We start from the raw sequence: 26,497 nt of genomic DNA on the forward strand, positions 1-26,497 counted from the left end.
CTTATAATGTAATCAATAGCCTCATTCATGAGCTATCTTCTGATAATATATACTCAGATGATTTAGCTCTATGCTACTTAAAGCAGCTTATAATACAAATACTGAGACAAGAAAATGCCAATTCTCAGTCTAAACCAACTACTCATATGCAACAAACATATGAGAATGATTTATTAAATGATATAATTACATTTATTCAAGATAATATTGAAGAGAGAATATCTATTGATACACTATGCACTCATTTTTGTATCAGTACATCTATGCTACATTCCTTATTTAAGAAAAATATGAATAATACTGTTAAAAACTATATAAACGATCTTAAATTACATAAAAGTAAAGAGCTTATTAAGAGTTCTACCTATTCTGTTAGTGATATTTCGGACATACTTGGATTTTCTTCTATTCATTACTTCTCTAAGAAATTTAAATCTGCTTTTGGTGTCTCGCCAACTGAGTATTCTAAATCAATCTATGGATAGATAAAAATAGTTAAAGCCTTTAAGTATATAATCTTAAAGGCTTTAACTATTTTATACTGTTACTTCTTCTATGTCTTTGCTTAAGTTATTTACAAACTCTTCATTAACATTATTTCCTGCTAATTTATATGCTAATAAACATGCACCTTCATCCGGACCTAGTATTGGTTTTATTAATTTAACATTATACTCTACCAATTCTTCTTTCAAAGTATCTAATATCATGTCCTCACTCTTAAATACACCTCCAGAGTAAGATACTACTATTTCCTCGTTAAATTCTAGATCTTTAGCTATCATTTTAACTAAAAGCCCAAGTTCATATGCTGCTTCTTTAAATATCTTTATTGCATTATTGTCACCTCGAGTAGCACTTTCATAGCAAATACTTGAGAACTCTGCAACTTTAGCTCTATCTTTATTTATTTTATTTAAAACATAATCTATAATATCAAAATCATCTGATAAATTCAATTTTTTTCTGATATTGTAATAAAGATCTCCTCTTTCTATCCTGTGATCTGATTCCTTAGAGAATACTTCAAGTGTCTTTTTGCCTATCCAATGTGCTGAGCCTTCATCTCCAACGTAATCTCCCCATCCACCACATCTTGTAAAATTTCCTTTTAGATCTTTTCCAAGTGCTATAGATCCTGTCCCACTTACTATATTTATTCCACCCTCTCCTGCTAGTGATCCTGCAAGTCCAACCTCCACATCATTTCCTACACCATACTTTATACCATCAAATATTTTAGCTGCTAGTTCATCTAATTTTTGTTTTACACTTTTAACTTCTCCATATCCTGGTAATCCTAGAAATATAGCTTTAACTTGCTCTTTTAAAATATCATTATTGCTAAGCAAATTACTTATCCCTATACTCAAAACGTTTTCCACACCATCAAAACCAATTTGCTCATGATGAGTAGTACCAGTTTTAATTTGGTCTACTTTAAATCCATCTTGATTTATCAATGTAAATGTTGTTTTAGTCCCGCCACCATCTATTCCTATATAATACATCCCTTTTCCTCCCCAAGAATTATTCACTGATGTAGTAACAAAGCTTTAATTATTAAATACATCTATAACACTTTTAGCAAATACAGTACATAGTTATATAAAAACTCATGTACTGTATTTGCTAATTACTATTTTTATTTAGTTTACAGCATACTCAACTATGCTTATATCTTTTATAAAGGTTTCTATATCATCAGTTTCAATATATCCAGTTTCCATGTAAAGCGCATTGGACATACCACAAGCATTAGCTAGCCTTAGACAATCTTTTATATGATATTCCTTTAATATTCCATAGGCAAATCCAGCAATTGACGAATCACCACTACCTACGGGATTTAATACCTCAATCTTAGGTACCTCTACCTCATATATATTGTCTTCATTGATGAGTATCATTCCATCTTTACCCATGGACACACATATATTTTTAATGCCTCTATTTAAAAGCTTTTTAGCAGCATCTATTGCATCTTCCTTACTATTAATGTTCCTCTTACTTAATGCTTCTAACTCGTCTTTGTTAGGCTTAATAAGATATATATTTGAATCCAATGCTAATTCTAAAGATACTCCACTAGTATCTAGTATAAATTTTATATTTTCTCTCTCACATATTTTTCCTATTGTAAAATAGTATTCTTTTGGTAATCCTTGTAATAAACTACCAGAAGCTACTAGTACTTTTGTATTTACAAGTACTTCTTTTAATTTTCTTTCGAATTCTTCTATATCATTTTTACTTACAGTTGGTCCTTTTTCTAAAATTTCTGTACTAACACCATTAGCATCAATAATATTTAAGCAAATCCTAGTTTCATCATCTATTTTAGTGAACTTATTCTTAAGACCAATGCACTCTATTTCATGTTCTATATAAGCGCCGTTAAAACCACCTATAAATCCAAGACATGTTGGAGTTTCTCCTAGCTTTTTTATAACTTTGGCTACGTTTAGCCCCTTACCACCAGGCGTAGGATTTACAAAGTTGGCTCTTTGTACAAATCCAACTTGAAATGTATCTAAATTATATAATCTATCTATTGATGGATTAAACGTTATAACTGTAATCATAAGCTTTGTTCTCACTTTTACACATTTTTATTTTATCTACTACAACATCATACATTGCCTTTTTAGCAGGAACTAGGTATTGTCTTGGATCAGATGCATCTGGATTTTCTTTAAAGTAATCTCTTATTGCACTAGAGAAAGGTATCTTAAGTTCAGTAGCAATATTTACTTTACAAATTCCAAGATCAGTCGCTTTTTGTACCGCATCATATGGAACTCCTGATGCTCCATGAAGTACAAGGGGCACATCTACCATACTTCTTATTTTTTCTAATCTGTCAAAGTCTAATTTTGGTTCGCTTTTATATAGTCCATGTGCCGTTCCAATCGCAACAGCTAGTGAATCTACACCTGTCAATTTTACAAATTCTACCGCTTCGTTTGGATCAGTTAAGAAAGAGTCTTTTTCATCTACAATTAAGTCATCTTCTACCCCTCCTAATTTCCCAAGTTCTGCTTCAACTGTTGCTCCATAGCTATAAGCAAAATCAACTATATCTTTAACTATTTCAACATTTTCTTTGAATTCATGCTTGGATGCATCTATCATAACTGACTTACATCCAAGTGCTATTATTCTTTTTATGTCATCAACATTTTCGTGATGATCTAAATGAAAAGTTACTGGTATATTATTTATTTCACTAGCTTTTTCTATTATCGCTAATAAGTACTCTTCTCCAGCGTATTTTACTGTAGAAGGTGTAGCTGCAAGAATAACAGGTGACTTCAAGTCACTAGCAGCTTGAAGTACTACTTGGATTGTTTCTAAATTGTGTATATTAAATGCTGGTATTGAATAACCTTCTTCTTGTGCTTTAAGTAACATTTGCTTTGTTGATATTAAACTCATTTTATAATCCCCCTGAAAACTTTATTTATTTAAGTCGTGTAATATTACACCTTGAACTACTCTATTAACTTCTCCTGTTGGACATGGATTGTCTGGTGTTATTCCTAAATTCACTGATTTTAAGAATGCCAAAGCCTGGGCAAATACTATTTGTTGAAGAGGAAGAAGTACTTCATCTTTTACTGTATAATTTTGTTTTTCTAATTCAAAATTATAATCCGCCTTATCTTTTATATCATTATCAAGATCACAACCTACTAATACAATCTTGTCATTTTTTCTATGTTCTAACATTTCTCTTACTAAATCCAAATCATATAATCTTGTATAGTTATCATTTGATATATATATAACTGTAAGTGTAGTATCATCAATTACTGACTTTGGCCCATGTCTAAATCCAAGTGGTGTATCATAGTTTGCATTAACTATTCCTCCTGTTAATTCTAAAACCTTTAGTGATGATTCTCTTGATAAACCTCTACTAGTTCCCGAACCTAAGTATATTATTCTTTCAAAATTGCTATTAGCTATTTTAGTTATTTCATCAATGCTATTATCTAAGAATTTTTCTACTGCATTTGATAATAACTCTACATCTCTTTCAAACGACCCTATATTATCTATATTAAATATAGCCATACAGCTCATAGTCATAGTTGAGAAACTACTAGTCATGGCAAACCCAACATCATCTGTTTGAGAAGGCATAAGAAGCAATAAACTCTTTTCATCTTCTTTAGTGTTTTTAGCCAACTTACCATTTTCATTACAAGTTATTACTACTTGATATAAGTCATCAACTATTTCGTTAGCAAGTTTAACTGCATGTACACTTTCTGGAGAATTTCCAGATCTTGCAAATGAAATTAAAAGTGTTGGTATATCTTTTATTAGATAGTTGTTAGGACATCCTACTATATCTGTTGTTGCTATAGCCTCAACTCTTCTCCCTAATAAACTTGTTAAATACGGTTCACAAACTTCACCTGCAAATGCAGAAGTCCCAGCACCTGTAAGGATTATTCTAGAGTTATCTTTTTCTAAAAATTTATCCATAAATACTTTTATAGTTTGCTTGTTATCAATTAAATTTTTAATTCCATCTCTCCAAGCTTCAGGTTGCTGAACAATCTCTTTTGCAGTGTTTAATCCCATACAGCTTTTTAATTTTTCTGTTTCAATTCCTAGTATTTTTTCTATAACCTTTTCCATATTTAGCTACCCCCTTATTAATATTTATACTCTTATTGTATATCTTTGTAATTAATTTGTATTTGCAATTTCGTTCACTGGTTTTGTGTTTTTGTATTTTAAAATTTTTGTTATTATTTAACAATTACACTCTTATTTTGTAATAATAAAAATAGCTACACTAATCTAGAAATTAATTTCTAAATTTAAGTGTAACTATTTTAATAGACTGCAACCTTAGCTAAAACGCCATTTATTGCCTCATTTATTAACAGTAGTTTTGCTTAAAATCTTTATATCTAAGTTTTCAACTTTTCGTATATATTTTTTTATCTTTTCTCTAAGCTCTGACTTAATATCATTATAACTATCTACATCAATCAGATTAATTTTTTCTAAAGGATCATTTTCTAAATCAAATAAATATTGTTCCTCATACTCTAAGCTATAGCTATCTTTATAAGGAAGCTTAGTAGGATCAATAATACAGTATTTATATTTCTTAGTTCTAATAGCACGACCTACATAGCTTTCGCTTATTTGTATAAATATATCATCTCGTTTTATTTTATTATTTGCTAAATCAAGCAATGAAACACCTTCTCCAAATTCTTTTGAATTACCTCTCGCTAATTCTACGATTGTTTTTGGTATATCTATTAAGCTTGAAAGCTCTTTTGTAACTTTTCCACCTTTAAATCCTGGTCCATATACTACTAGTGGAACTCTTATTGTATTTTCATAAAAACTCCTCTTATAATCATCTGCTCCTCCAACTGGTAGTTCTTTGTTTTTAGTCTTAAAATGGCATCCATGATCGCTTGTATATATAATTACTGTATTTTCCTCTATATTTAATTTTTTAAGCTTATTTCTAATTCTTCCTAAGTTATTATCTAGAGATTTACAACATCCTAAGTAATCAGGATAATTAATATCATAATCTCCTTCTATGTTTTTTAAGTCTTCAGGTAAAATGTAATTTTTAAACTCTTTTTTAGAACCAATTGGACCTTCATAAGTTTTTTTATCATTTTGATGATGTGGTTCAATATGCGATAAAAACATTAAAAATGGTTTATTTTGATCCCTTTTATCTAAAAATTCTAAGGCAAAATCAGTCATCTTATCAGCTCTATAACCTTTAAATTCTACTTTTTCCATATTTTCATTAAAAACATATCCATCGTATCCATGAGATGTAAATTCTAAAATATCCGAAGCCATCCAGTAATCCTTATATCCACCTCTTTTATTTTTAGGTACTGGTGATGTTGAAAAATCACATATATCTTTTGTTGATGCAAGATGCCACTTCCCAATATAAGCAGTCTCATATCCTTCTTCATTTAAAATTTTAGCTATAGTAAGTTCATTTTCTTTTAGCCCAATATCATTTATAAAGCAATCTGTCTGGGTTGCATATTTCCCAGTTTGCATACAACTTCTAGCTGGGCCACAAACAGGTTGGCAAGTAAATGCATTTTCAAATTTAACTCCCTCACTTGCCATATTATCAAGGTTTGGGGTTATATCTAGTGATTGTCCGTATACACCTACAGTATCGTATCTTTGTTGATCTGAGAAAAAGACAATTATATTTGGTTTTTCCATATCTATCCTTTTAAACCTCCAACATTTACAGCTTCTGTAAGCTTCTTATTTAAGAAAGCATACACTATCACAGTTGGTATTATTACAATTACCATACCTGCAAATAACGCTCCCCAATCTGTAGAGAATCTTTGCACTTCCATTAGGTTTTGAAGTCCAACCGGTAAAGTCTTTTTCTCATCCATAGTAAGTAGAGTAAATGCCATAGCGTATTCATTCCAGAATCCCATAAAGTTAAATATTAAAACCGTCAATACCCCTGGCTTTATCATTGGAAGCACAACATGTCTGATAGTTTGTAATCTAGTACATCCATCTATTTCTGCAGCTTCCTCATATTCTCTTGATACTCCTTTTATAAACCCTGTCAAAATAAAGATTGAAAATGGTAGTTGTATTATTGCATATATAAGACTTAGTGCTGTTAAATTATTTAAAAGATTTAATTTAGCAACTAATAAGAATAAAGGTACTAATATATATGTTGGCTGTATAAATAATCCTAGAGTCATAGCAAGCATTATTAGTTCTCCACCAAAGAATTTAAATCTTGCTAAACAGTATGAACAAGGTACTGAAAATAGCATTAAAAATACTGTAGAAGCTAATGTAACATACACTGAATTGAAGAAATATCCAGACATATTTGCTTTATTCCAGGCACTTATATAGTTTTTCATATTTAATGCCCCCGGCAGAGCCCAAGGATCTGCAAAAAACTCCTGTGAAGTTTTAAAAGACTGCATTATTGTCCATAATAGAGGTACTAGTACCATAAATAAAAAAGATACTAATATTACCCTTAATATTGCCCCTGTAAATATACTTTTTGGTGTTATTTTATTATTTTTTACCATCATCATCACCTCCTATAATTCTATTACTTCACGTTCTGTAATTTTCTTTACAATCAAAGCAAGTGCTATTGCTATAACAAATACTACAACAGATATAGCCATGGCATACCCATAGTTTGCATTCATAAAAGCTTGTGTGTCCATGTAATTAAGTAATGTTTGAGAAGCATTGTTAGGACCACCCTTAGTCATAACTTTTACAAATATAAAACTTAGATTAAACGCCCCTGTTATAAAGAATGTTATTGTAACTCTCACTACTTCCCATATTAAAGGAAGAGTTATTATAAAGAATTGTTTTATAGGGCTTGCTCCATCTAAAGTTGCAGCTTCATATAAATCTTCTGGTATTCTATTTATTCCTGATATGTACATTACCATATAGTAACCAGCTGCCTGCCATACCATTGTAAATGCTAGAGCCCACATAACAGTTGAACTTTCACCAAGCCATGTTCTCTTTAAGGCTCCCATGCCAACAAAATCTAAAAATGAATTTAATATCCCTAAATTAAAGTCATATATATACATAAATAACATCCCGATTACAACCATTGATAAAACATTTGGTAGGAAAAATACCAATCGGTATAACGTTTTCTCCCATTCGAAAATTTTTCCTTGTGTAAGTATCACTGCGAAGAATAATGCTAAAAGCATAGTGGCTAATGGGAATACACCCAGCAAGAAAAATGTATTTCCTAGCGACTTCCAAAATACTGGATCATTAAACAGAGTTGTAAAGTTTTCAAAACCAATAAAAGTTGGTGCACTACTTAGTCCGGTAGATCTATATAAAGACATTTTAGCTGCGCTTATCATTGGATATATCTTAAATAATAAGAACAATAAAAATGTTGGTGTTACACAACAAAATATAAATCTATTTCTACTTTTCTCTTTAGGAGTTTTTCCTATTATATTTTTAAACTTAAAATCTTTTTTCTGTGGTTTTTTAGATGCTGCTGTCTTTGTTTCCACAGTCATTCCCCCTTTATATATTAATTAAAATTCTATACTTTAATAATAGTAATATTTAACGATTATTAAAATAGATTAATCTTACCCATATATAGATTTTCTTTACTTTTAGTATCTTTATATGTTTAAATAAACATTTTCCTTTCTGATATTCATACTATACTTGCTACTTAATTTTTATAATAAAAGACACACTCACAATATTATGGGTGTGTCTTTTATTATTTATTTAATATTCATCCAAACTAACTCTCCTGATTTTAAAGTTAGCGTCTCTACTAATTCACCTTTTATATAAACATCTGTGGTTTGATTATCGAATGAATTATTTATTACAGCCATTTTTCCAACTTCAGTAAATGCAGCACACTCTGTATTTACATTACTAACATAGTATTCTTTCATATCATTTTCCATATTCTTAACCCAATATATACTTCTTAGAAGCAATCTACAGTTTTCAGGAGTATAAGGAAGACCTGACATATAAACTGCTCTACCTTTACCATAATTATTTGTTGATAATGCGATATCTCCTTTGTGAATAGAAAGTATCTCTACGCTATCTCTCTTTTTAAATATGCCTTCTTTACCTTCACCAAAATCAAATCCTTCTTTTATCTCTTCAGTAATAAAATGTTCTTTAGTTAATTCATTATATTTTCTATATGATAAACCATATGTTAAATCTCTATCTACTCCAAGTACATCAAATAATTGGAATAGCTTCCCTTGTTTTTGATAGGCAGTAGGTTCACCTACTCCTATAAATCCTCCACCTTCATATACCCATCTTCTCAGAACTGTTATTATATCTTCATCTATCCAATTTTCTCCTCCACTCCAAGATGTCATAGCATCCCCTGCATTAATTATTACGCCAATATCACTTGGTATTCCTTTTCTTATATCTTCAAAATTTATAAACTCTACATCTAGCGGCATTCCACTTAAACATTCTATAACACCAACATATGAATATATTTCTTTATACCATAATGCGTGTGCCACTTGATTAGTTTGCCAACTTCTTAATTTACCCCAACAGTTAAGTACTGCAACCTTAAATGGAGCTGTATGAGCCTTTGTCTTTTGTATATTATTGTGTATTGTTCTAAACTCTTCACATATTTTTTCCACTTCATCCACAAATTCAGGGAACTGTAAGGCAAGTCCTAAATATCCGCCATATCCAATTCTATCAAGAGGCTTTCTAAGTATTGCACGTCTTGCTTGTGTCCAGTTTTCTCTGGCCTCACCTACTGGGTCCCCCCCTTCTCTAAATACGTCGGGGAAGAAATATGGTAAAAATCTCCCTTCTGTATATTTAACTCCAGGTATGTCTGATATCATTCTCATTGTAGTACCATTACCAACAGATCCTACTACTGCATCTAATCCTATTGATTCAAAATATTTTCCGTAAGGCTCTGTTCCTATCCAGTTATCACCTAAAAACATCATTGCTTCTTTTTTAGCATTATGAGCAATATCAACGAATTCTTTAGCGTTAGTAGCTACAAACTTTGATTGGAAGTCAACAAAATCTAAATATTCCTTTGTTGGTATTCTAAATGGAGAATTATAATATCCTTCATCTATTATATCTTCTGCTCTTAATCTATATCCCTTCTCTTTCTCAAACTCATCTAGGCATTCTTTACTTAAAGATGAACTGTACCCAAACCAATCTACAAACTTTTCTTTTGCTTGATCATTGTAAATCAATGTAAAATGATAGAAGAATGTTGTAAATCTTACTACATCTATCTCAGGATTTTCATTAATCCAGTTTTGTAAATAATTTTTCATATGCTCAAATGTTTCAGGATGTCTTCCATCATAAGGCATCTCATGTGGTTTATCTCCCCAATTGTTAGTTAAATGATTATACATTTGAGTTGGATCCCATATTTGATATACTAAGAAACTTACAGTATACTCATGAAATGGAATAATATCATTTACTATTACGTAATTTTTTTCATAGTCATAAATCCATTTATTTGAATCTATCTTTTCACCAGTAGTTCTATCAACAACCTCCCAAAGACTTTTGATATCATCCTTAGTATTAGGCTTAAATTGTTCTTTATAAAAACCTTTCATAATATCTATAGAAATTGTAGTATCTAAGGCAATATTACTTTCACTTACAACGTATAATTGTTGAAGTTGATCCATATTACTCTTTGCCCACTCTTGATCATTTCTAGTTGGTAAGTAAGTAGAATACATTTTTAGATTTAAGTTCTGTAAATCACTTGATAATTTTGTACCATCACAGTCTCTAATTGCATCTGCTCCCCATCTCTTAATAACCTCTTGCATTTCTTTATCTATACCTACATCAGTCGGTATAGTTACACATCCTTTAGTAGCCATAATGCTTTCCCCCTATTTTGCAAATTTTAATTTTCATATTAAAACCTACATCATAATATTAAATTTCTTTATGTAAACTTTAATATAAAAATCTATGGATTTATTTGAGTCAAAAAAGACTGCAGTTTTGCAGCCCTTTTTTAACTTTATTTATAATTTATTTCTTATTCATAGCTTCTATAACTTTACTATTAGATCCTTTTAGTGCATCAGTCCAACTCTGAGCACTTTCTTCTCCATTAAATACTGCACCTGCTTTATCGAATACTTCATTTCTCATATTTATTTCAGTATTTTCTACAGTTTTCCAAGCTTCAACTAATGGCTTTACTCCATTATTAAATACAGTTAAACAATTATAACTAGATTCTGGTATATATTGTTTAGCCACTTCTAGTGCATTTTTTGTTGGAACAACTGCTTGATTAAGCTTAGCATTAGCTTCTACCATTTCATCACTGTATAAGAATCTCATAAATTCTTTTGCAGTTTCTATATTATCAGAGTTACCTGGTATATACATTTCTTCTATCATTGTAGAAACATATTGGTCTGCACCTTCTTTAGCAGCTGGTGGTGCCATGAATCCCCATTCCCAACCTTCTTGGATAGCATCTTTCATCTCACCTTCATACCAGTTACCATTTGGACAGAATAAAGCTTCACCCTTTAAATGTGCAGTTTGTGCTTGTATATGATTCATAGCTACTGTACCTTTTAGTAAGTAACCTTCTTTACCTATTTTTTCTATATTTTCAAGTGCAGCCTTAACCTCTGGCTTATCCCATGCTCCATCTTCAAAGTTGAATATATCTGTTACAGCTTGTTCTCCAGCTTGAGAAGCTATCGCTGGCCATATTAATGCTTCTAGATATCCTGGATTTTGTCCTTGGTATGTAAATAATGATATTCCTTCAGCTTTAGCTTTTTTACCTAACTCATAAAATGAATCCCAATTAGTTGGAACTTCCCATCCTTTTTCTTCAAATAGGGCTTTATTATACCAAAGGCCTGTTACATTATAGTAAAGCGGAGCTAAGTAAACTTTTCCATCTCCATAAGGAGCACAAGATGACTTATCTAAAATACCATCCATCATCTTTTCTTTTATAGGAGTATCTTCTCCTGGTGCTGGTTTGTCAAATACATCACTTAAATCTGCTAAGTTTTTATCTTTTATTAATGCCTTAGCAACACTCTGTGCATTTTGTGCACTGTGGTAAATAAAGTCAGGTGAATTTCCACTTGCGATTTGTGGTCTTATTACATCACCTATATTTGCACTTGCATTAATTACAACATCTACATCTGGATATAACTCTTCAAATTTCTTTTCTGCTTCATCCCAAAACGCTGTACCGAATCCCCCTTCGAATACTGCAACATCAAGTGTACCTGTTACTCCGCCTTCTCCTTTTGTACTGTCGTCTCCCTTGTCTGAACCAGTTGATGAACACCCTACTAATGATCCCATAACCATAACTGTAACTGCTAATAATGAACTTATTTTTTTAAATGGATGCTTCATAATACCCCTCCTATAACATTTTGTAAAACCTGTTTTGAAACCGTTTTCTTAAGATAATTGTAACTCGTTTATTCTTATATAAGAATAAAAAATCTTTACATAAGTATGGATAATTCTTACACTTTATTATACTTTTCTCTATATTCACTCGGGGTCATATTAAAGAATTTTGTAAATAGTCTACTAAAATAAAGTTGATCTTGTATACCTATAGTAATCGCTACATCCTTGACTCTCATATCATTTTCTTTTAAAAGTTCCTTAGCTTTTTCTAACCTTGTTTTCTTTATGTAGTCTGATATTGTCATTCCTAACTCATCTTTGAATATTCTACTTAAGTATGATTCGTTCATATTCACAATTTTTGCTAGTGATTCTAGAGCTAATTTTTTACCAAGATTATTATTTATATATTCAATAACTTTTTTTATCTCTATTCTACAATTAATTACTCTTGAATTTATTTTATAATGTAATTCGTTTCTTTCTCTCTCTATTAATTGAAGACACTCTTTTATCTCGCTACATTCTTGCTGTAATATCTTTTCAAAACTTATATTAAGATACTGTTTTACGTTTCTAGTAATATTATTTATTAACAACGTTATATCATTAATGTTACTTTCTGTTTTGATAACTATTCCAAACTCATTTCTCCTTATATGAATAAGTGATAGAAGTTTGGAATTAACATGAAGTGCACAGCTATTTATTACATTAGACATAAAAGAATTTAGTTTATTCTCTTGTTCTAAAGTCTCTACATCTGTACTTAAAACTCTAAGATATATGAAGTTGTAATTTGTTAGATATTTCTTTTCTAAAACTTTATCTATGTTTAAGTCAATCTCTCCCTTTAAGTATTTTTCTAAATATTCATTCACCTTTATTTTTTCACTTGATATCTCAATAATATTAGAATCTTTAATTAATTTATTACTTTGCATCAATTCTTCTCTAGCCTTTTTTAATATATTTAGTAATTCATCTTGATTTATGGTAATTTTCAATAGATATTCAAATGCTCCATTTTTCATTGCATCTTTAACTAAACTAAAATCATCATAATTGCTAAGTACAATAATCTTACCTATAAAGTTTTTTTCTTTTAATCTTTTTATTAGTGTATTACCATCCATCTTTGGCATCTTTAGATCTGTAATAACAACATCTACCTTTTCTTTTTCTATAATATTTAATGCTTCTATTCCATCTTTAGCCAGTCCAATTAAATTTAAGTCATGTTCTTTCCAGTCAATAATTGAACTTAAGAAATTCCTTGTTATATACTCATCCTCAACTACTAATACTCTCATATGTTACTCCCCCAATAATCTTTGGAATTATTATTTTTGATACCGTTCCATTTTGATCTTTTGATATTATTTCAAATGTAAAAACACCCTCATAATATAAATTAAGTCTCTCCCTAATATTTTTAACCCCTATACCTGCAAACTTATCTATATTAAAATTACCTTCTTCAAGTTTATCCTCATTTATACCTACTCCATTATCTATAATCTCAAAATTAAGAAACTCTTCATTAGCATATACTCTTATTTTAATATAATTATATTCATCTGTTTCTTCAAATCCATGTAATATACAATTCTCAACTATTGGCTGAAGAATAAATTTTAACATTTTTTGTTCTAGTATAGTTTCTTCTATCTCATACTCAATATTAAAGGTATCTCCATACCTAATTTTTTGTATTGTAATATAATTTTTTACATTTTCTATTTCTTCTCTAATACTTATAAATTCATCTTTGTTTACTATAGTACTTCTAAGAAGCCTTGCTAATGCTTCTAAGCCATTAGAAACAATATTATCATTATTCATCATTGCAATATATCTTAAGCTTCCCAATGTATTAAATAAAAAATGAGGATTAATCTGAGCTTGAAGCATCCTCAGAGTAACTTCTCTTTTTTCCTTTTCTCTTAATTTTACAGTATGTATTAAAGTCTTAATATTTTTACTCATACGGTTATATTTTTTCATTATAAATGATATCTCGTCACTACCACTTACTACCATAGTTTCCCCTAATGTACTTTCATTAACATTATTCATTGCAAATACTATTTCATTTATTGGATTTGATATAGATTTATGAATTAACATGGCAATAAAAATCGAAAGGCCAATAACAATAATACTTACTACAGCGTATGTCTTGTAGATATCTATACAGCTTAAATATATATAATTATAAGGTATAATACCTACTAACTTCCATGTAGCATAACTTATAGGCTTTTCGGTAATTATAAATTTTTTACCTTGATATTTTATTATTCTCGTTGAGTTGTCTATATTTTTTAATATTCTTATATCTTTAGATATATTTGATATTTCTCCTGATTTAGAAATATCTTTATTATTTGAAATGACTATATTATTATTTTCATCAGATATGAATCCAAATCCATTAAAATTTTCATTATAGTTTTTAAACATGTCCAATATGACTTTTTCTTTTATAGCCAAAAATATGTATCCATAATCTCTATTTCCCATCTTGATTGCTTTTGTCATTGCTATATAATTGGAGTTTTCTTTTCTTATAGAAGTCCAATTTATTATTTTATTATTCCTCAATCCTTTTTCAACTTCTTCTATTTTTGCTTCTTGCCCTACATAATTAAAACCTTCGTTATAAACTACTTGTAACTCTTCGTTGAATATTGTGAAATCAGCAATATCTGAAATATAAGTAGTTCTAGATCTTAATATTCTTGCTAATTCATTATTAAATCTATTTTTTTCTTCTACCTTAAGTTGGTCATAGCTTTTTAGGCTATTTAGTAGCTCACTATTCCATATAATTTCGTTGGTTATTGAGTCAAACTTACTTATATAGCTACTTATCGAATCACAAATCAGCTTGGATGATACCTTATCATTAGTTACAATATTATTTTTTATTAAGTTTACAGTAGTAGTATTTATTACTGTAAAAATTAGAATGATAGGTACTATAGAAAGTGTTAAGAAAGAAACTATGAGCCTTTTGCTTATACTAGTCTCCCTTAATTTAGAAATAATTTTTTTTTCCATGATTTTCCGCCCCCTAATTTTATTATACTATAAGGAAAACGCATTGCAAACAACTATACATTTTGTCTATTTCTATCGTTTATTTTGATACACTATATGTCATAAAAATTACCAACTTCACTTTGTATATCTTATATAATTGTATCTCTTTTATATTTAAACAAAAAAAGAAGTAATTATAGTACCAAATAATTTGGCATATAACTACTTCTATATTGACTTAACTAGGCGATTTCTTCTTCTAACTTTATTTTCACAGTTTTTTCTTTAGGTAATATTATATTTAAAACTACAGCCGTAAGTGCTACTAGTACTAATCCCGAATCTCCAAATATAAGTTGTATTGATTCTGGCATATTAACTAAAACATCTGGCACAGATGAAAGTCCTACCCCAAGACCTATAGATAGTGCCACTATTGTACTATTTCTATTGCTTAATGGTTCACTAGTTATTAACTTTATACCACTTACCGCTATCATTGCAAACATCATTATACTAGCTCCACCTAATACACTAGATGGCATTAAAGATATTACAGCACCAATGTGTGGGAATATCCCAGCTAATATTAAAAACCCTGCTCCTAAAGCAATAACATTTCTATTTACTACTTTTGTAAGTGCTATTAATCCTACATTTTGCCCAAATGAAGTATTTGGTAATATACTAAATACTGCTGCTAATATACTTCCAAGACCATCTGCCATAATTCCACCAGAAACTTCTTTGTCTGTTGCTTCACGTCCTACTCCATCATATGCTATAGCAGTTATATGGCCTACAGTCTCAACAGATGAAACTAAATACATACATACCATAGCTATTATTGCATCTATTTGGAAAGAGAATCCAAACTTAAATGGTGTTGGAACAGATATTAATGATATAGTTGATAATTGAGAGAAGTCTACTTTCCCCATTGGTATTGCTATTATGTATCCCACAAAAAGACCTATTAATATTGATGCTAAACTTGTTATACCTTTTGTGTATTGATTAAAGAATAATACTGTTAATAAAACTACTGTTCCTAAAAATAAATTTTCTAATGAACCAAAATCACTTGCTCCAACTCCACCTGCAAAATATTTCATTCCTGTTGGGAGTAAAGATATTCCCATTGCAAGTACAACTGTCCCTGATACTACTGGAGGGAAGAACTTTCTTAATTTCTTCATTCCATTTCCAAGTATTATTTCTACTAAACCACCTATTAAACAAGCACCTAATACGGCCTCATATCCATACTTAAGACCTATTGCTGTTGCTACTGGTAAAAAACCGAAACTAGTTCCCATTACAATTGGTAATCTTGCACCAAATGGACCAAACTTATAGCATTGTATTAATGTTGCTAGCCCTGATACAAACATTGCACATTGCACTAATGCGGTCTTATCTCCTAGGCTCATATTAAGAGTATTCGCAATAATTATAAGTGGTGTTACATTTCCAACAAACATTGCTAGTATATGCTGTAGACCTAATGGCACCGATTCCTTTAAGCTAGGCTTACCATCTAATTGATAAATAACAGACTCTTTTGATAACATTAAATATTTCCTCCCAAATCTCCGTTTAAATAATAAATTTTTTAAGTATTAGTCCCTTTTATAGTTCGTATTTATATCTTTATTATAACAGAACAAATACTTTTTACAACGTTTTTATGAACATTATTTTATTTTTTTTCATAAAGGTACGATTTTTATGATATTGTATATATCATTTACTGTAAATTCTATATTTTAAAATATATATTTTACTAATAACATGAACTTTAATACCTACAAGTATGTATATAACAAAATAAGGATATGACTAAATTTAATATATAAATTTAGTCATATCCTATTATCTTGTTTGTTCTAATCTTTCTTTCATTTCATCAATAGTTTCTTCTTGAATATTTGCATTGATAGCTATTTCATCTATAGAGGAACTACAACTTAGCACATCTTTTGTGAATTCTAGGGCATCTTTATAGTGTCCTATTTTTAGTTTTGTATTTTCCATGTTTTTCACTCCTCTAATTATGACTTTATATTAGCATGTCGGGAATCTTCTATGTTTAGATAATCTATCTCCTACAATATCTGCAATTTTTTTATTTGAACTTATTTCTTCAGCTATCTCCATAGGAGTATGATTTTCTTTTAGTAATTCCTTCATCTCCTTATTATTATCTAATTCTTCTCTATCTTTTTTTGTTTGCTTAATTTCACTCATATAGTAATCCATCCTTTCACTATTATTTTATTTATTATTAAGTTGTCCATATAAAATACTTTTACTACATTTAAGTTTTTCTAATTTTTTGATTTTACTTTCTGTATTTCTATTATTTAGTATTATTGTATTTTGCTAAAGTTTTAATACATTTTAACAAAAATAAAAAACAAGGCTCTCGCCTTGTTTTTTATTTTTATAGATTTCTAAATATTTTTACACCCTTAGTTTTAACAATATTCCATAAAATAATACTTATTATAAAAGTTACTATCGTGCTTATAGCTAAAAATAAATTTATATTTTCCATACTTACATTTAGTAAGTAAAATATTCCTCCAAAAGTTGCAAGGTAAATCATTTCTCCAAATAATACTATCATAACTGAAGCACTTCTTTTTACTACTGCAACTTCATTTTTCCAATCTAAGTTTGGGAATAGTAGATTTGCTAAAATTCCACCTACTGCTGTTAAAATACCAATAGCTATTATTGTTGCAATCATTATCAAAATAAATACAAAATCAAATTTTAACTTTAATGCAATTGCAATAAAACTTAATATAGAAATTGGAACAATTAATATAAGATTCATAAATATTTTTGCCTTAAATATATCTGTTTCTTTTAGTGGTAATGATTTTATTATCCAAAGATTTTTACCTTCTAAAGAAATAGAACAATGAGTCGTACAAGACATTATTACCATGAAAAGTACAGCTATAATTATTTGAGGCTTAAGCATATTCATATCTATATTCAAGTTAAGCAAAGCATCCAACTTTTCTGCTCCAAATATAACTAGCGCTAGAGAACATATTGGCAATAATATTACTCCTATAGACGTATTCAACACATATATATATGAAGAAAAATATCTACTAAACTCTTTTCTTATTAAAGAAGTGATTATATTTGATGTTTTTAAATCTGTAAGTTTATACTCCTTAGACTTATAGCTCTCATTCATTCTAGAATTTATTATTTTAAATTGTTTAGAGAATATACTTACAAATGCCACAAATGGAACTATTGATACTGACATAAATAATAGTAGTGATATAAAGTTATTATTCTTTAATACATCTACATAATAATATGCTGGTAAATATAACTTGCCTATAGTTTCAATTATTGAGGCACTATTTGATAATAACTTAGATGCAATAGGCTCTATTTGTGTTACTAAAGCCATATATCCTATAAGTAAAAATATACTTCCTCCAATTAATACTATATTTTTATGTTTAATCTTAGATGATACACTTCCTAATAAAAATGAAATTATTGATGCCACTATTATAGGTATAAGCGGTACCACTAAAAACATTATTGCTAAATAAGGAATAAATAATAATGATGTCTCTACCTTTATAAAATATACTACTCCAGGAATAAAGATTAGCGGTATTGAGAAAAAATAATTTGTTAAAAGCAACATAATAACTTTACTAGCTAATATCGTTGATTCTCTTATCGGTAAACTTATCAGCATATCAAAGTCTTTAGCATTAAATAAATAAGTAGATCCTTTATATATTGATGTAAACAAAGAAAATGCAATACTCCCTACAAATCCTATTATTAAAAGTAACTCCATTTGATTAACTTGCAATAAATAATCTGACATCATGAAACATAAGTCAAACATGTAATACCCAAGTGTACCAAAAGCAACAACCATAAGTAATATATACCCTAATATCTTTTTCTTTTCGTTTGTATTAATATTCTTTATTTTATTAATTCCAAACTCATTAATTATATTAGTATTTAATAATAATCCTAAATTACTCATTATCAATCAACTCCATAAATATATTTTCTAAAGATCCATCACCCTTAACTTCATCTGTAGTTCCATAAGAAAGTACTCTTCCTTCTTTTATTATTGCTATTTTATCACATATTTTTTCAGCTACTTCAAGTACATGAGTTGAAAAGAATATTGATCCACCTTTATCACAAAAATCTTTCATTATTTCTTTTAAGGTAAAAGATGCTTTAGGATCTAATCCTACAAAAGGTTCATCTAATACTAATAGATTAGGATTATGAATAAATGCAGATATTAAAGCTAATTTTTGCTTCATACCATGAGAATATGATGATATTAAATCTCCTAGGTCTTTTTCTATTTCAAATTGTTTAGAATAGTATTTTATTCTATACTCTCTATCCTTTTTATCAACATTAAATATGTTAGCTATAAAATTTAGATACTGAATTCCAGTTAAAGATTCATATAAGTCTGGATTATCAGGGATATATGCAAGTTGCTTTTTACATTCTATAGGATCTTTTTTAATTGATTTAGAATTTATTAATATCTCTCCATCTTCAAAATCATGAATACCTACTACGGCTTTAATAGTAGTAGTTTTTCCCGCCCCATTGTGACCAATAAAACCAAATATTTCTCCTTTATTTATTTCAAAGGATACATTATCTATTGCCTTTTTATTATTTTTATATGACTTACATACGTTAATTAACTTTAACATTATTACTCCTCCATATATTCTATATTTAATACTTGTTATATATAATATAGAACAAATATTAAATAGTTGCAACTATTTTTTAAAATTTAAATAAAAAAATATTGTAGGCAATCTTATCTCTACAAAAATCACCTACAATTTATCTTACTTATTATTAAATGTTAATTTTTATCACTCCAAAACTTTTCGCACTGATATTTTACATCTTCAGTTTTTCTTACTCTAATATTAGAATGCCATTCATAAGGAAATAATCTTTGATATCTAATCTGAGAATATCTATTATCTAGAAGCAATATTACTCCTTTATCTTGATCTGTTCTTATACATCTTCCTGCTGCTTGAAGTATCTTTATCATACCTGGATACACATAGGCATAATCAAATCCTTTACCATCATCATTTAGATGCTCTTTAATTATATCTCTATCAATGCCTATTTGAGGCATTCCCACACCTACAATTATGACACCAATAAGCTTATCATTAGTCAAATCTATTCCTTCAGAAAAATGCCCTCCTAATACACAAAATCCTACATGAGTCTCTTTCTTCTCTTCTTCGAACATCGATAAAAACTCTTCCTTAGCATTTTCACTCATATTGCTCTCTTGTATTGAACTATTTATTTCTGGATAACAATCTTTCATTTTTTCAAATACTAGATCCATGTATTTATATGAAGGAAAAAATACCATATAATTTCCTTTTTTAGATTTAACACAATTAGCTATATAGTTTACTATCTCATCACTAGTTTCATTTCTTTTTGTATATGTTGTAGCTACGTTATCTCCTATTAATAAAAGTCTATTTTCTATATTAAAAGGACTTCTTAAGTTTACTATAAAATCTTCCTTGCTTGCTCCATACATATCCTTAAAATAATCTATTGGAATAAGTGTAGCTGAAAATATTATTGTTGATTTTGATTTTCTCATTTTTTCTTGTATTACTGTAGATGGATTTACACAGTACATCTTTATACTCATCCCTGAAAATCCTTGTGTAAATATTGTTGTATAGCTTGTATCGTAAATATTATATATAGATAAAAAACTATGTATATCAAAGTAAAAATCCATAATTTTCTCATTGTCTTCATTACTTCTTGACAAATATTCATCCATAGATTTTAAAATGTCATTTAATATATCACATAAATCTACTGGTGCTTGACTTTCTACCAAATAAGTCTCTTCTAACATTTTCATAGTTTTTTCTTTGTCTTTAAAGTATTTATCTACCTCTTTTATCAGTTTAATAAGTTTTTTCTCTTTCTTATTTAAAGATTTTTTTATTTCATTGAACTTTTCTTGAGTTATAGTTGATGAATACATCTCTCTAGCTCTATCTACAAGATTATGAGCTTCGTCTATTAAAAATGTATAGTCTGTATTCTTAACATCAAAAAATCTCTTCAAATATACCTTTGGATCAAATACATAATTGTAATCACAAATTATGACATCGCTAAATAAGGTTAAGTCCAAAGTTAACTCAAATGGGCATAGTTTGTATTCCTCACTAATTTTTTCTATACTTTCTCTCCCATAGTTATTATATTTTTCAAGTATTTCTTTTAAAGAATCGTTTATCCTATCATAGTATCCTTTTGCATAAGGGCAATAATCTGGGTTACAATTAACCTCATCCATTTTACATATTTTCTCTTTTGCAGTAATAGTAACAGCTTTTATATTTAAGTCTTGTTTTCTCATCAACGATATAGTATTTTGTGCTACTTCTCTAGTTATAGTTTTTGCAGTAAGGTAAAATATTTTTGATGTTTCTCCTTCTCCCATAGCTTTAATAGCTGGAAACAATGTTGATATTGTTTTACCTGTACCTGTTGGAGCTCCAGCAAAACACTTTTTACTATCAGTTATACTTTTATAAACTCTTACAGCCAATTCTCTTTGACCTGGTCTATAGTTTCCAAATGGAAACTTCAACATATTTATTGAATTATTCCGTCTTTCGATCCAGTCTCTCTCTCTTTGAGCCCAATATTTGTATTCATCTATAAGAGAGAAGAAAAAAGCCTCTAAATCTTTTAGAGTATATTTTTTCCTTAATATCCTCGTTGTTTTACTATCTATATTATAATAGGTAATTTGTATATCTATTTCTTCTAAATTATTTTGTATAGAATATATATATCCATAACATTTTGCTTGTGCCCAATGCAGAGGATTTGTATCCTCATTTATTAGTAATAAATCTTTTGTCGTAGTTTTTATTTCATCTATTATTATAGTTTGGTTTTCTTTCAGTATTCCATCTATTCTTCCTTCAATCTGCATATCTAAATTATCATATTTAAAGCTATGTTTTATAGATACTTCAGCTTGATAATTCTCTCCATATGATTTTTGAACCTTTTGATGTCCCTTTATTCCCTCTATAGCTTTAACTGATCCTACATACCTGTTATCTATATTACCTTGTCTCATAATAAATTCAACAAGATTTCGTACTGATACTTTTATCTTATTTTCCATTTTAATTTCCTTTTTGAAGTTATTCTACTCATCTTTCATACATATACTTATTATTATAACAAAAAAAGCGAACTCTTTGTTGAGTTCGCTTTTTCGTCATTATCTATAAATTAAGTGTATTAATATTTTCCTTCATAATAGCTATTGATTTATCTAGTTTTTCTTTTTCATTTTTTTCTAGCGGAAGATGTATTACTTCTCTTACCCCATCTTTATTTACTATACTAGGTACAGCTATATACACATCATTATTGTCATATTCTCCATTTAAATATGATGATACTGTTAACACACTATTTTCATTTTCAAGTATAGCTGTAGTTATCTTAGTTAAAGCCATACCTATTCCATAGTATGTTGAATTCTTACACTCTATTATTTTGTAAGCTATATTTTTTACTTCATCTTCTATTTGTGCTAAATCTTCAAAACTTATCTTAGAATCTTTTCTTGATGCTATTTGATATATTGGTTGAACTCCACTAAGAGCATAACTCCATGCCACGAATTGTGAGTCTCCATGTTCTCCCATTACATATGCATTAATATCCTTTGGATTTACATCTAATCTTTCACTTAATGTATATCTAAGTCTAGCTGAATCTAATGTAGTTCCAGATCCTATTACTTTTGATTTATCATAACCTGACAGTTTCCATGCTACATAAGTCATTATGTCAACTGGATTTGATGCTATTAATAGTATTCCATTAAATCCAGATTTTTTTATTTCAGTTATTATAGATTTCATTATCTTAGTATTTTTTTGTAATAAATCTAATCTTGTTTCGCCTTCTACTTGTATTGCGCCTGCTGTTATACAAATTATCGCTGCATCTTTGCAGTCACTATACTCTCCAGAATATATTTTCATCTTTCTTGGTGCAAAACTAAGTCCATGATTTAAATCTATAGCTTCCCCTAGCGCACGTTCTTTATTTATATCTATCAGTACAAGCTCTTCACAAGTACCTTGATTTAACATAGAATAAGCATAACTCATGCCTACCATTCCAGTCCCTACTATAACTACTTTATTTTTCATCTTTACCTCCTCTAATCTATAACTATCTTTAATTGTAATTTTCCCATAAATTTAATGATTAAACTTTATTTTTACTTTTCATATAATTAAAAGGATTGTTAAAATATTATTTTACTATATATTAACTTATTATGGTATTTATGTCAATTAATTGTATACATTATGCAAATTATATATATTAAAATCATTTTATATTTATATATTCAGTTCTTATTTTGTATTATTTTATAGGAAATATTTAATAATAAGTGTATAATTATATGTACTGAATTGGAAATTACATAAAGGAGCAAAAATAATGACATTTGAACAATTAAATTTAAATTCTAATCTTATTGATGGATTAAAAAAACAAGATATAAATTCTCCAACAGAGGTTCAATCTCTTGTTATTAAAAACATACTAGATCATAAGGACCTGTTAGTAAACGCTCAAACAGGAAGTGGAAAGACTTTATCTTATTTACTTCCTATGTTTGAAAAAATAGATACTACAAAGAGAGAGACACAAGTATTAATACTTGCCCCTACTCATGAATTAGTAATGCAAATATGTGAGCAGGCAAACTTACTAGCAAAAAATTCTGGTATGCCTGTAACTGCTTTCTCTTTAATAGGTGAAGTAAATATTCAAAAGCAAATAAAAAATATAAAAGCTATTAAGCCTCACATAGTAGTTGGGTCTTGCGGAAGAGTATCTGACTTAATATCTCAAAGAAAATTAAAAACTCATACAGTAAAAACTATTATTTTAGATGAAGTAGATAGTTTACTTAGTGGAAAGAACACTTCTGTTGTTAAAGCAATTATTAAAACTACTTTAAGAGATAGACAACTTTTAGGGTTCTCCGCTTCTCTTAATGAAAAAACTATTGATATATGCAAGTCTTTAATGAAAGAGCCGCAAATAGTAAAAGCTAATGATGATTTAACTATAAATCCTAAAATAAATCATATGTTCTTATTAGGTGATAAAAGAGAGAAGTTTACACTTCTTAGAAAGTCTCTAGCAGCTACTACTCCAAAAAGAGCTATAGTTTTTGTTAATGATGAAGATAGCATTGAGATAATCACAGATAAATTAAATCATCACGGATATAAAGCCGTTGGTATATTTGGTAGGATGGTAAAGGAAGATAGAGCAAATGCTTTAAATAGTTTTAGATTAGGTAAATCAAAGATATTAGTTTCTTCAGATTTATCAGCAAGAGGACTTGATGTTGTAGATACAACGCATGTATTTAACCTAGATTTCCCTGCAAGTCAAAATGAATATGTTCATAGAGCAGGTAGAACTGCTAGAGGTAATAGAAGCGGTGATGCTATATCTATAATTACTAAAGCTGAGCTTTCTACTGTAAAGAACTATAAAAAAGACTTTGGTGTAAAAATAAAGCCTATGATGTTAAAAGAAGGACAACTAGTAGATTTTAAATAGTCATATTATATAAAAGTAGGGTATTGATATAGTATATCAGTACCCTACTCTATTTATTAACTTTCTTTATTATAAGGTCTTAAGTTTTTAAATGTTGGTGTTGGTTGAGGCATATCCTTCTTTACAGTTCCCATAACTTTTTCATTTTCCTCTTCAAATACATCTACTAAATCGGCTGGATTGTCAGCATGATTTACCCAATCTTTTAATTGAGTTGTTTCATCTAATACTTTTTTGCTATTTTTAAATTTCTGCATAGTACCATCCTTTCTTTTTCTTTTACTATTAGAATTCCACATAGATGTTTTTTTACTACAGTTAAACATTAGTAAAAAAATAAGACACCAATTCAGTGTCTTATTACAATATATTAATCTAATATTAGTTTAGATTTTTGCTTTACATAAATTCTAAAACAAACATCTTCTATTAATGAATATGCACTACTAGTTATAAAGTATAGTCCCAATGCAACAGGAGTCTTTATTGTTAACATTAAGCTCATTAATATAGTAGAAAAAATCATCGGCTTGTTTAAAGAAGCCTTTGTTTTAACCTTAAAATAAGGTATGAAATTTATAAAGTTTGGAGCTAACATAGTTAATGTATATATACAAGGTATTATAAGTAAACTATCAGATACATTTAAACTACTAATCCATGGAATTAATACACTTGTTGCTTCTGCTGGCATACTTAAAAATGTATTGTAAAGTGCATATATTATAGGCATTTGTAGTAAAAGTGTAGAACATCCAAGCATACCTTTCATACTTTCAATTGAATATGCTTGCATTTGCTTTTCAAGTTCCTTAGCATTATTTTTGTACTTTTCTTTTAAATTACCCATCTTTTCTGCTAAGTCTTGTTGTTTTTTCATAGCAAACTTTTGTTTTAGAGATAGTGGTAGCAATAGTAATTTAACTATTAATGTAATAATAACTATTGATATTCCTAGATCTCCTGTAAAACTAAATAATGTATTTAATACTTCTTGTAATATACTTGAAATGAAATTCATTTTAATTTCTCCTTCTTATTTTTTATTTTGGATTATAAAAAGAAATCATTTCAATTAAAATAGACTACTATACCTCCAAATATCGTACTTTATAAAACTTACATACTGCTTTGGTATCAATTCTTTAGAATATATAAATCTATTTAAAAATATATTTTTTATTAATATGTATTTTAGTTTACAATATATCTTTTTACAAAAGTAGGCTATAGATCCTATTACTGATAGTAGAAATACCATATACATCATTATGTATAAAATATTATCTAAATCTAGCTTCACAAGTTCACCTCTTTATTATGTTTATTATTAAAATAAGTATAGTTCAAAAAATATTGAATGTAAATAAAAAATCTAATTTGTAAATATTATGTAATAATTAGACTTTCTTATTTAGTTTCCTTTGGTTTCCATATTATTATATTAAACAGTATTATCGCAAGTAGTATCGCTATAGAGCTTATTATTGTATTATACAAATCAAAGTGTAATCCTTTAAATATAACATTAATAAATTCATCTACTATTAATAATATAGATATTATTAGGATACTTACATAAAATATTCTTTTTTCATTTATATCTCTTTCCTTATAAATTCTCTCCCCTAAACTAAGCAAAATAAATGGGAAAAATAATACTACACCAAAGTTTGGCATTATTCCTAAAAAAAATTGTATTGTACTA

The 26,497-nt window shown here is 28.5% G+C and carries 23 protein-coding genes; 2 read left to right on the forward strand and 21 right to left on the reverse strand.

Features of this window, described 5'->3' with window-relative positions:
* A partial coding sequence (locus tag CHL78_RS15195) for a helix-turn-helix transcriptional regulator (protein ID WP_147295832.1) occupies positions 1–485 on the forward strand: 485 nt, incomplete at its 5' end.
* Positions 486–536: 51 nt separating this feature from the next.
* On the opposite strand, the gene CHL78_RS15200 is transcribed toward CHL78_RS15195, so the two are convergent.
* The 18 genes from CHL78_RS15200 to CHL78_RS15280 all read right to left on the reverse strand — a co-directional run bounded on the left by CHL78_RS15200 (position 537) and on the right by CHL78_RS15280 (position 23,351).
* Positions 537–1,511 (reverse strand): N-acetylglucosamine kinase, encoded by a 975-nt coding sequence (locus CHL78_RS15200; RefSeq protein ID WP_116041536.1) that lies wholly within the window; start codon positions 1,509–1,511, stop codon positions 537–539.
* A 138-nt stretch (positions 1,512–1,649) separates the two neighbouring features.
* A complete protein-coding gene (gene pfkB, locus CHL78_RS15205) occupies positions 1,650–2,585 on the reverse strand; it encodes a 1-phosphofructokinase (RefSeq protein ID WP_116041538.1) in 936 nt (311 codons plus the stop codon).
* Positions 2,563–3,438: a tagatose bisphosphate family class II aldolase gene (locus CHL78_RS15210; RefSeq protein WP_116041540.1), complete on the reverse strand. Its 876-nt coding sequence runs from the start codon at positions 3,436–3,438 to the stop codon at positions 2,563–2,565. The genes pfkB and CHL78_RS15210 overlap by 23 nt, the downstream gene beginning before the upstream one ends.
* Before the next feature lie 21 nt (positions 3,439–3,459).
* Positions 3,460–4,653, reverse strand: a complete 1,194-nt coding sequence (locus tag CHL78_RS15215; RefSeq protein ID WP_094368282.1) for an SIS domain-containing protein — start codon at positions 4,651–4,653, stop codon at positions 3,460–3,462.
* 240 nt (positions 4,654–4,893) lie between these two features.
* Positions 4,894–6,246: a sulfatase-like hydrolase/transferase gene (locus CHL78_RS15220; protein WP_094368281.1), complete on the reverse strand. Its 1,353-nt coding sequence runs from the start codon at positions 6,244–6,246 to the stop codon at positions 4,894–4,896.
* 2 nt (positions 6,247–6,248) lie between these two features.
* A complete protein-coding gene (locus tag CHL78_RS15225) occupies positions 6,249–7,106 on the reverse strand; it encodes a carbohydrate ABC transporter permease (protein ID WP_243446458.1) in 858 nt (285 codons plus the stop codon).
* Positions 7,107–7,115: 9 nt separating this feature from the next.
* Positions 7,116–8,084 (reverse strand): carbohydrate ABC transporter permease, encoded by a 969-nt coding sequence (locus tag CHL78_RS15230; protein WP_243446459.1) that lies wholly within the window; start codon positions 8,082–8,084, stop codon positions 7,116–7,118.
* Between the two features lie 225 nt (positions 8,085–8,309).
* On the reverse strand, positions 8,310–10,469 hold the full coding sequence (gene gnpA / locus CHL78_RS15235) for a 1,3-beta-galactosyl-N-acetylhexosamine phosphorylase (protein ID WP_094368279.1): 2,160 nt from the start codon (positions 10,467–10,469) through the stop codon (positions 8,310–8,312).
* Positions 10,470–10,626: 157 nt separating this feature from the next.
* Positions 10,627–11,997, reverse strand: a complete 1,371-nt coding sequence (locus CHL78_RS15240) for a carbohydrate ABC transporter substrate-binding protein (protein WP_094368278.1) — start codon at positions 11,995–11,997, stop codon at positions 10,627–10,629.
* Positions 11,998–12,113: 116 nt separating this feature from the next.
* Positions 12,114–13,313 carry a response regulator transcription factor gene (locus CHL78_RS15245; RefSeq protein WP_094368277.1) on the reverse strand — a complete coding sequence of 400 codons (1,200 nt, stop codon included), beginning with the start codon at positions 13,311–13,313 and terminating at the stop codon, positions 12,114–12,116.
* Entirely contained in the window at positions 13,294–15,066 is a 1,773-nt protein-coding gene (locus CHL78_RS15250; protein ID WP_094368276.1) for a sensor histidine kinase, read from the reverse strand. Before CHL78_RS15250 ends, CHL78_RS15245 begins: the two co-directional genes overlap by 20 nt.
* Positions 15,067–15,290: 224 nt before the next feature.
* Positions 15,291–16,622 (reverse strand): uracil-xanthine permease family protein, encoded by a 1,332-nt coding sequence (locus CHL78_RS15255; RefSeq protein ID WP_116041542.1) that lies wholly within the window; start codon positions 16,620–16,622, stop codon positions 15,291–15,293.
* 301 nt (positions 16,623–16,923) lie between these two features.
* Positions 16,924–17,085 carry a hypothetical protein gene (locus CHL78_RS20820; RefSeq protein ID WP_158540711.1) on the reverse strand — a complete coding sequence of 54 codons (162 nt, stop codon included), beginning with the start codon at positions 17,083–17,085 and terminating at the stop codon, positions 16,924–16,926.
* Between the two features lie 30 nt (positions 17,086–17,115).
* Positions 17,116–17,298: a hypothetical protein gene (locus CHL78_RS15260; protein ID WP_116041544.1), complete on the reverse strand. Its 183-nt coding sequence runs from the start codon at positions 17,296–17,298 to the stop codon at positions 17,116–17,118.
* Between the two features lie 196 nt (positions 17,299–17,494).
* Positions 17,495–19,096 (reverse strand): ABC transporter permease, encoded by a 1,602-nt coding sequence (locus tag CHL78_RS15265; RefSeq protein WP_116041546.1) that lies wholly within the window; start codon positions 19,094–19,096, stop codon positions 17,495–17,497.
* Entirely contained in the window at positions 19,089–19,802 is a 714-nt protein-coding gene (locus CHL78_RS15270; protein ID WP_116041548.1) for an ABC transporter ATP-binding protein, read from the reverse strand. The genes CHL78_RS15265 and CHL78_RS15270 overlap by 8 nt, the downstream gene beginning before the upstream one ends.
* A 161-nt stretch (positions 19,803–19,963) precedes the next feature.
* Positions 19,964–22,306 (reverse strand): ATP-dependent DNA helicase, encoded by a 2,343-nt coding sequence (locus tag CHL78_RS15275; RefSeq protein WP_116041550.1) that lies wholly within the window; start codon positions 22,304–22,306, stop codon positions 19,964–19,966.
* 103 nt (positions 22,307–22,409) lie between these two features.
* Positions 22,410–23,351: an L-lactate dehydrogenase gene (locus tag CHL78_RS15280; RefSeq protein ID WP_094367677.1), complete on the reverse strand. Its 942-nt coding sequence runs from the start codon at positions 23,349–23,351 to the stop codon at positions 22,410–22,412.
* A 298-nt stretch (positions 23,352–23,649) separates the two neighbouring features.
* Here CHL78_RS15280 and CHL78_RS15285 point away from each other — a divergent pair, with 298 nt between their 5' ends.
* On the forward strand, positions 23,650–24,789 hold the full coding sequence (locus CHL78_RS15285) for a DEAD/DEAH box helicase (protein ID WP_243446460.1): 1,140 nt from the start codon (positions 23,650–23,652) through the stop codon (positions 24,787–24,789).
* Positions 24,790–24,845: 56 nt separating this feature from the next.
* On the opposite strand, the gene CHL78_RS15290 is transcribed toward CHL78_RS15285, so the two are convergent.
* From CHL78_RS15290 to CHL78_RS20825, 3 genes are all read right to left on the reverse strand, one after another.
* Positions 24,846–25,046 (reverse strand): hypothetical protein, encoded by a 201-nt coding sequence (locus tag CHL78_RS15290; protein ID WP_094367679.1) that lies wholly within the window; start codon positions 25,044–25,046, stop codon positions 24,846–24,848.
* 113 nt (positions 25,047–25,159) lie between these two features.
* Positions 25,160–25,810, reverse strand: a complete 651-nt coding sequence (locus tag CHL78_RS15295) for a YidC/Oxa1 family membrane protein insertase (RefSeq protein ID WP_094367680.1) — start codon at positions 25,808–25,810, stop codon at positions 25,160–25,162.
* Positions 25,811–26,199: 389 nt separating this feature from the next.
* On the reverse strand, positions 26,200–26,497 hold a 298-nt coding region (locus CHL78_RS20825), incomplete at its 5' end, for a hypothetical protein (protein ID WP_199534077.1).

This window comes from Romboutsia weinsteinii (assembly GCF_002250835.2).
In the GTDB taxonomy this organism is placed as follows: domain Bacteria; phylum Bacillota; class Clostridia; order Peptostreptococcales; family Peptostreptococcaceae; genus Romboutsia_A; species Romboutsia_A weinsteinii.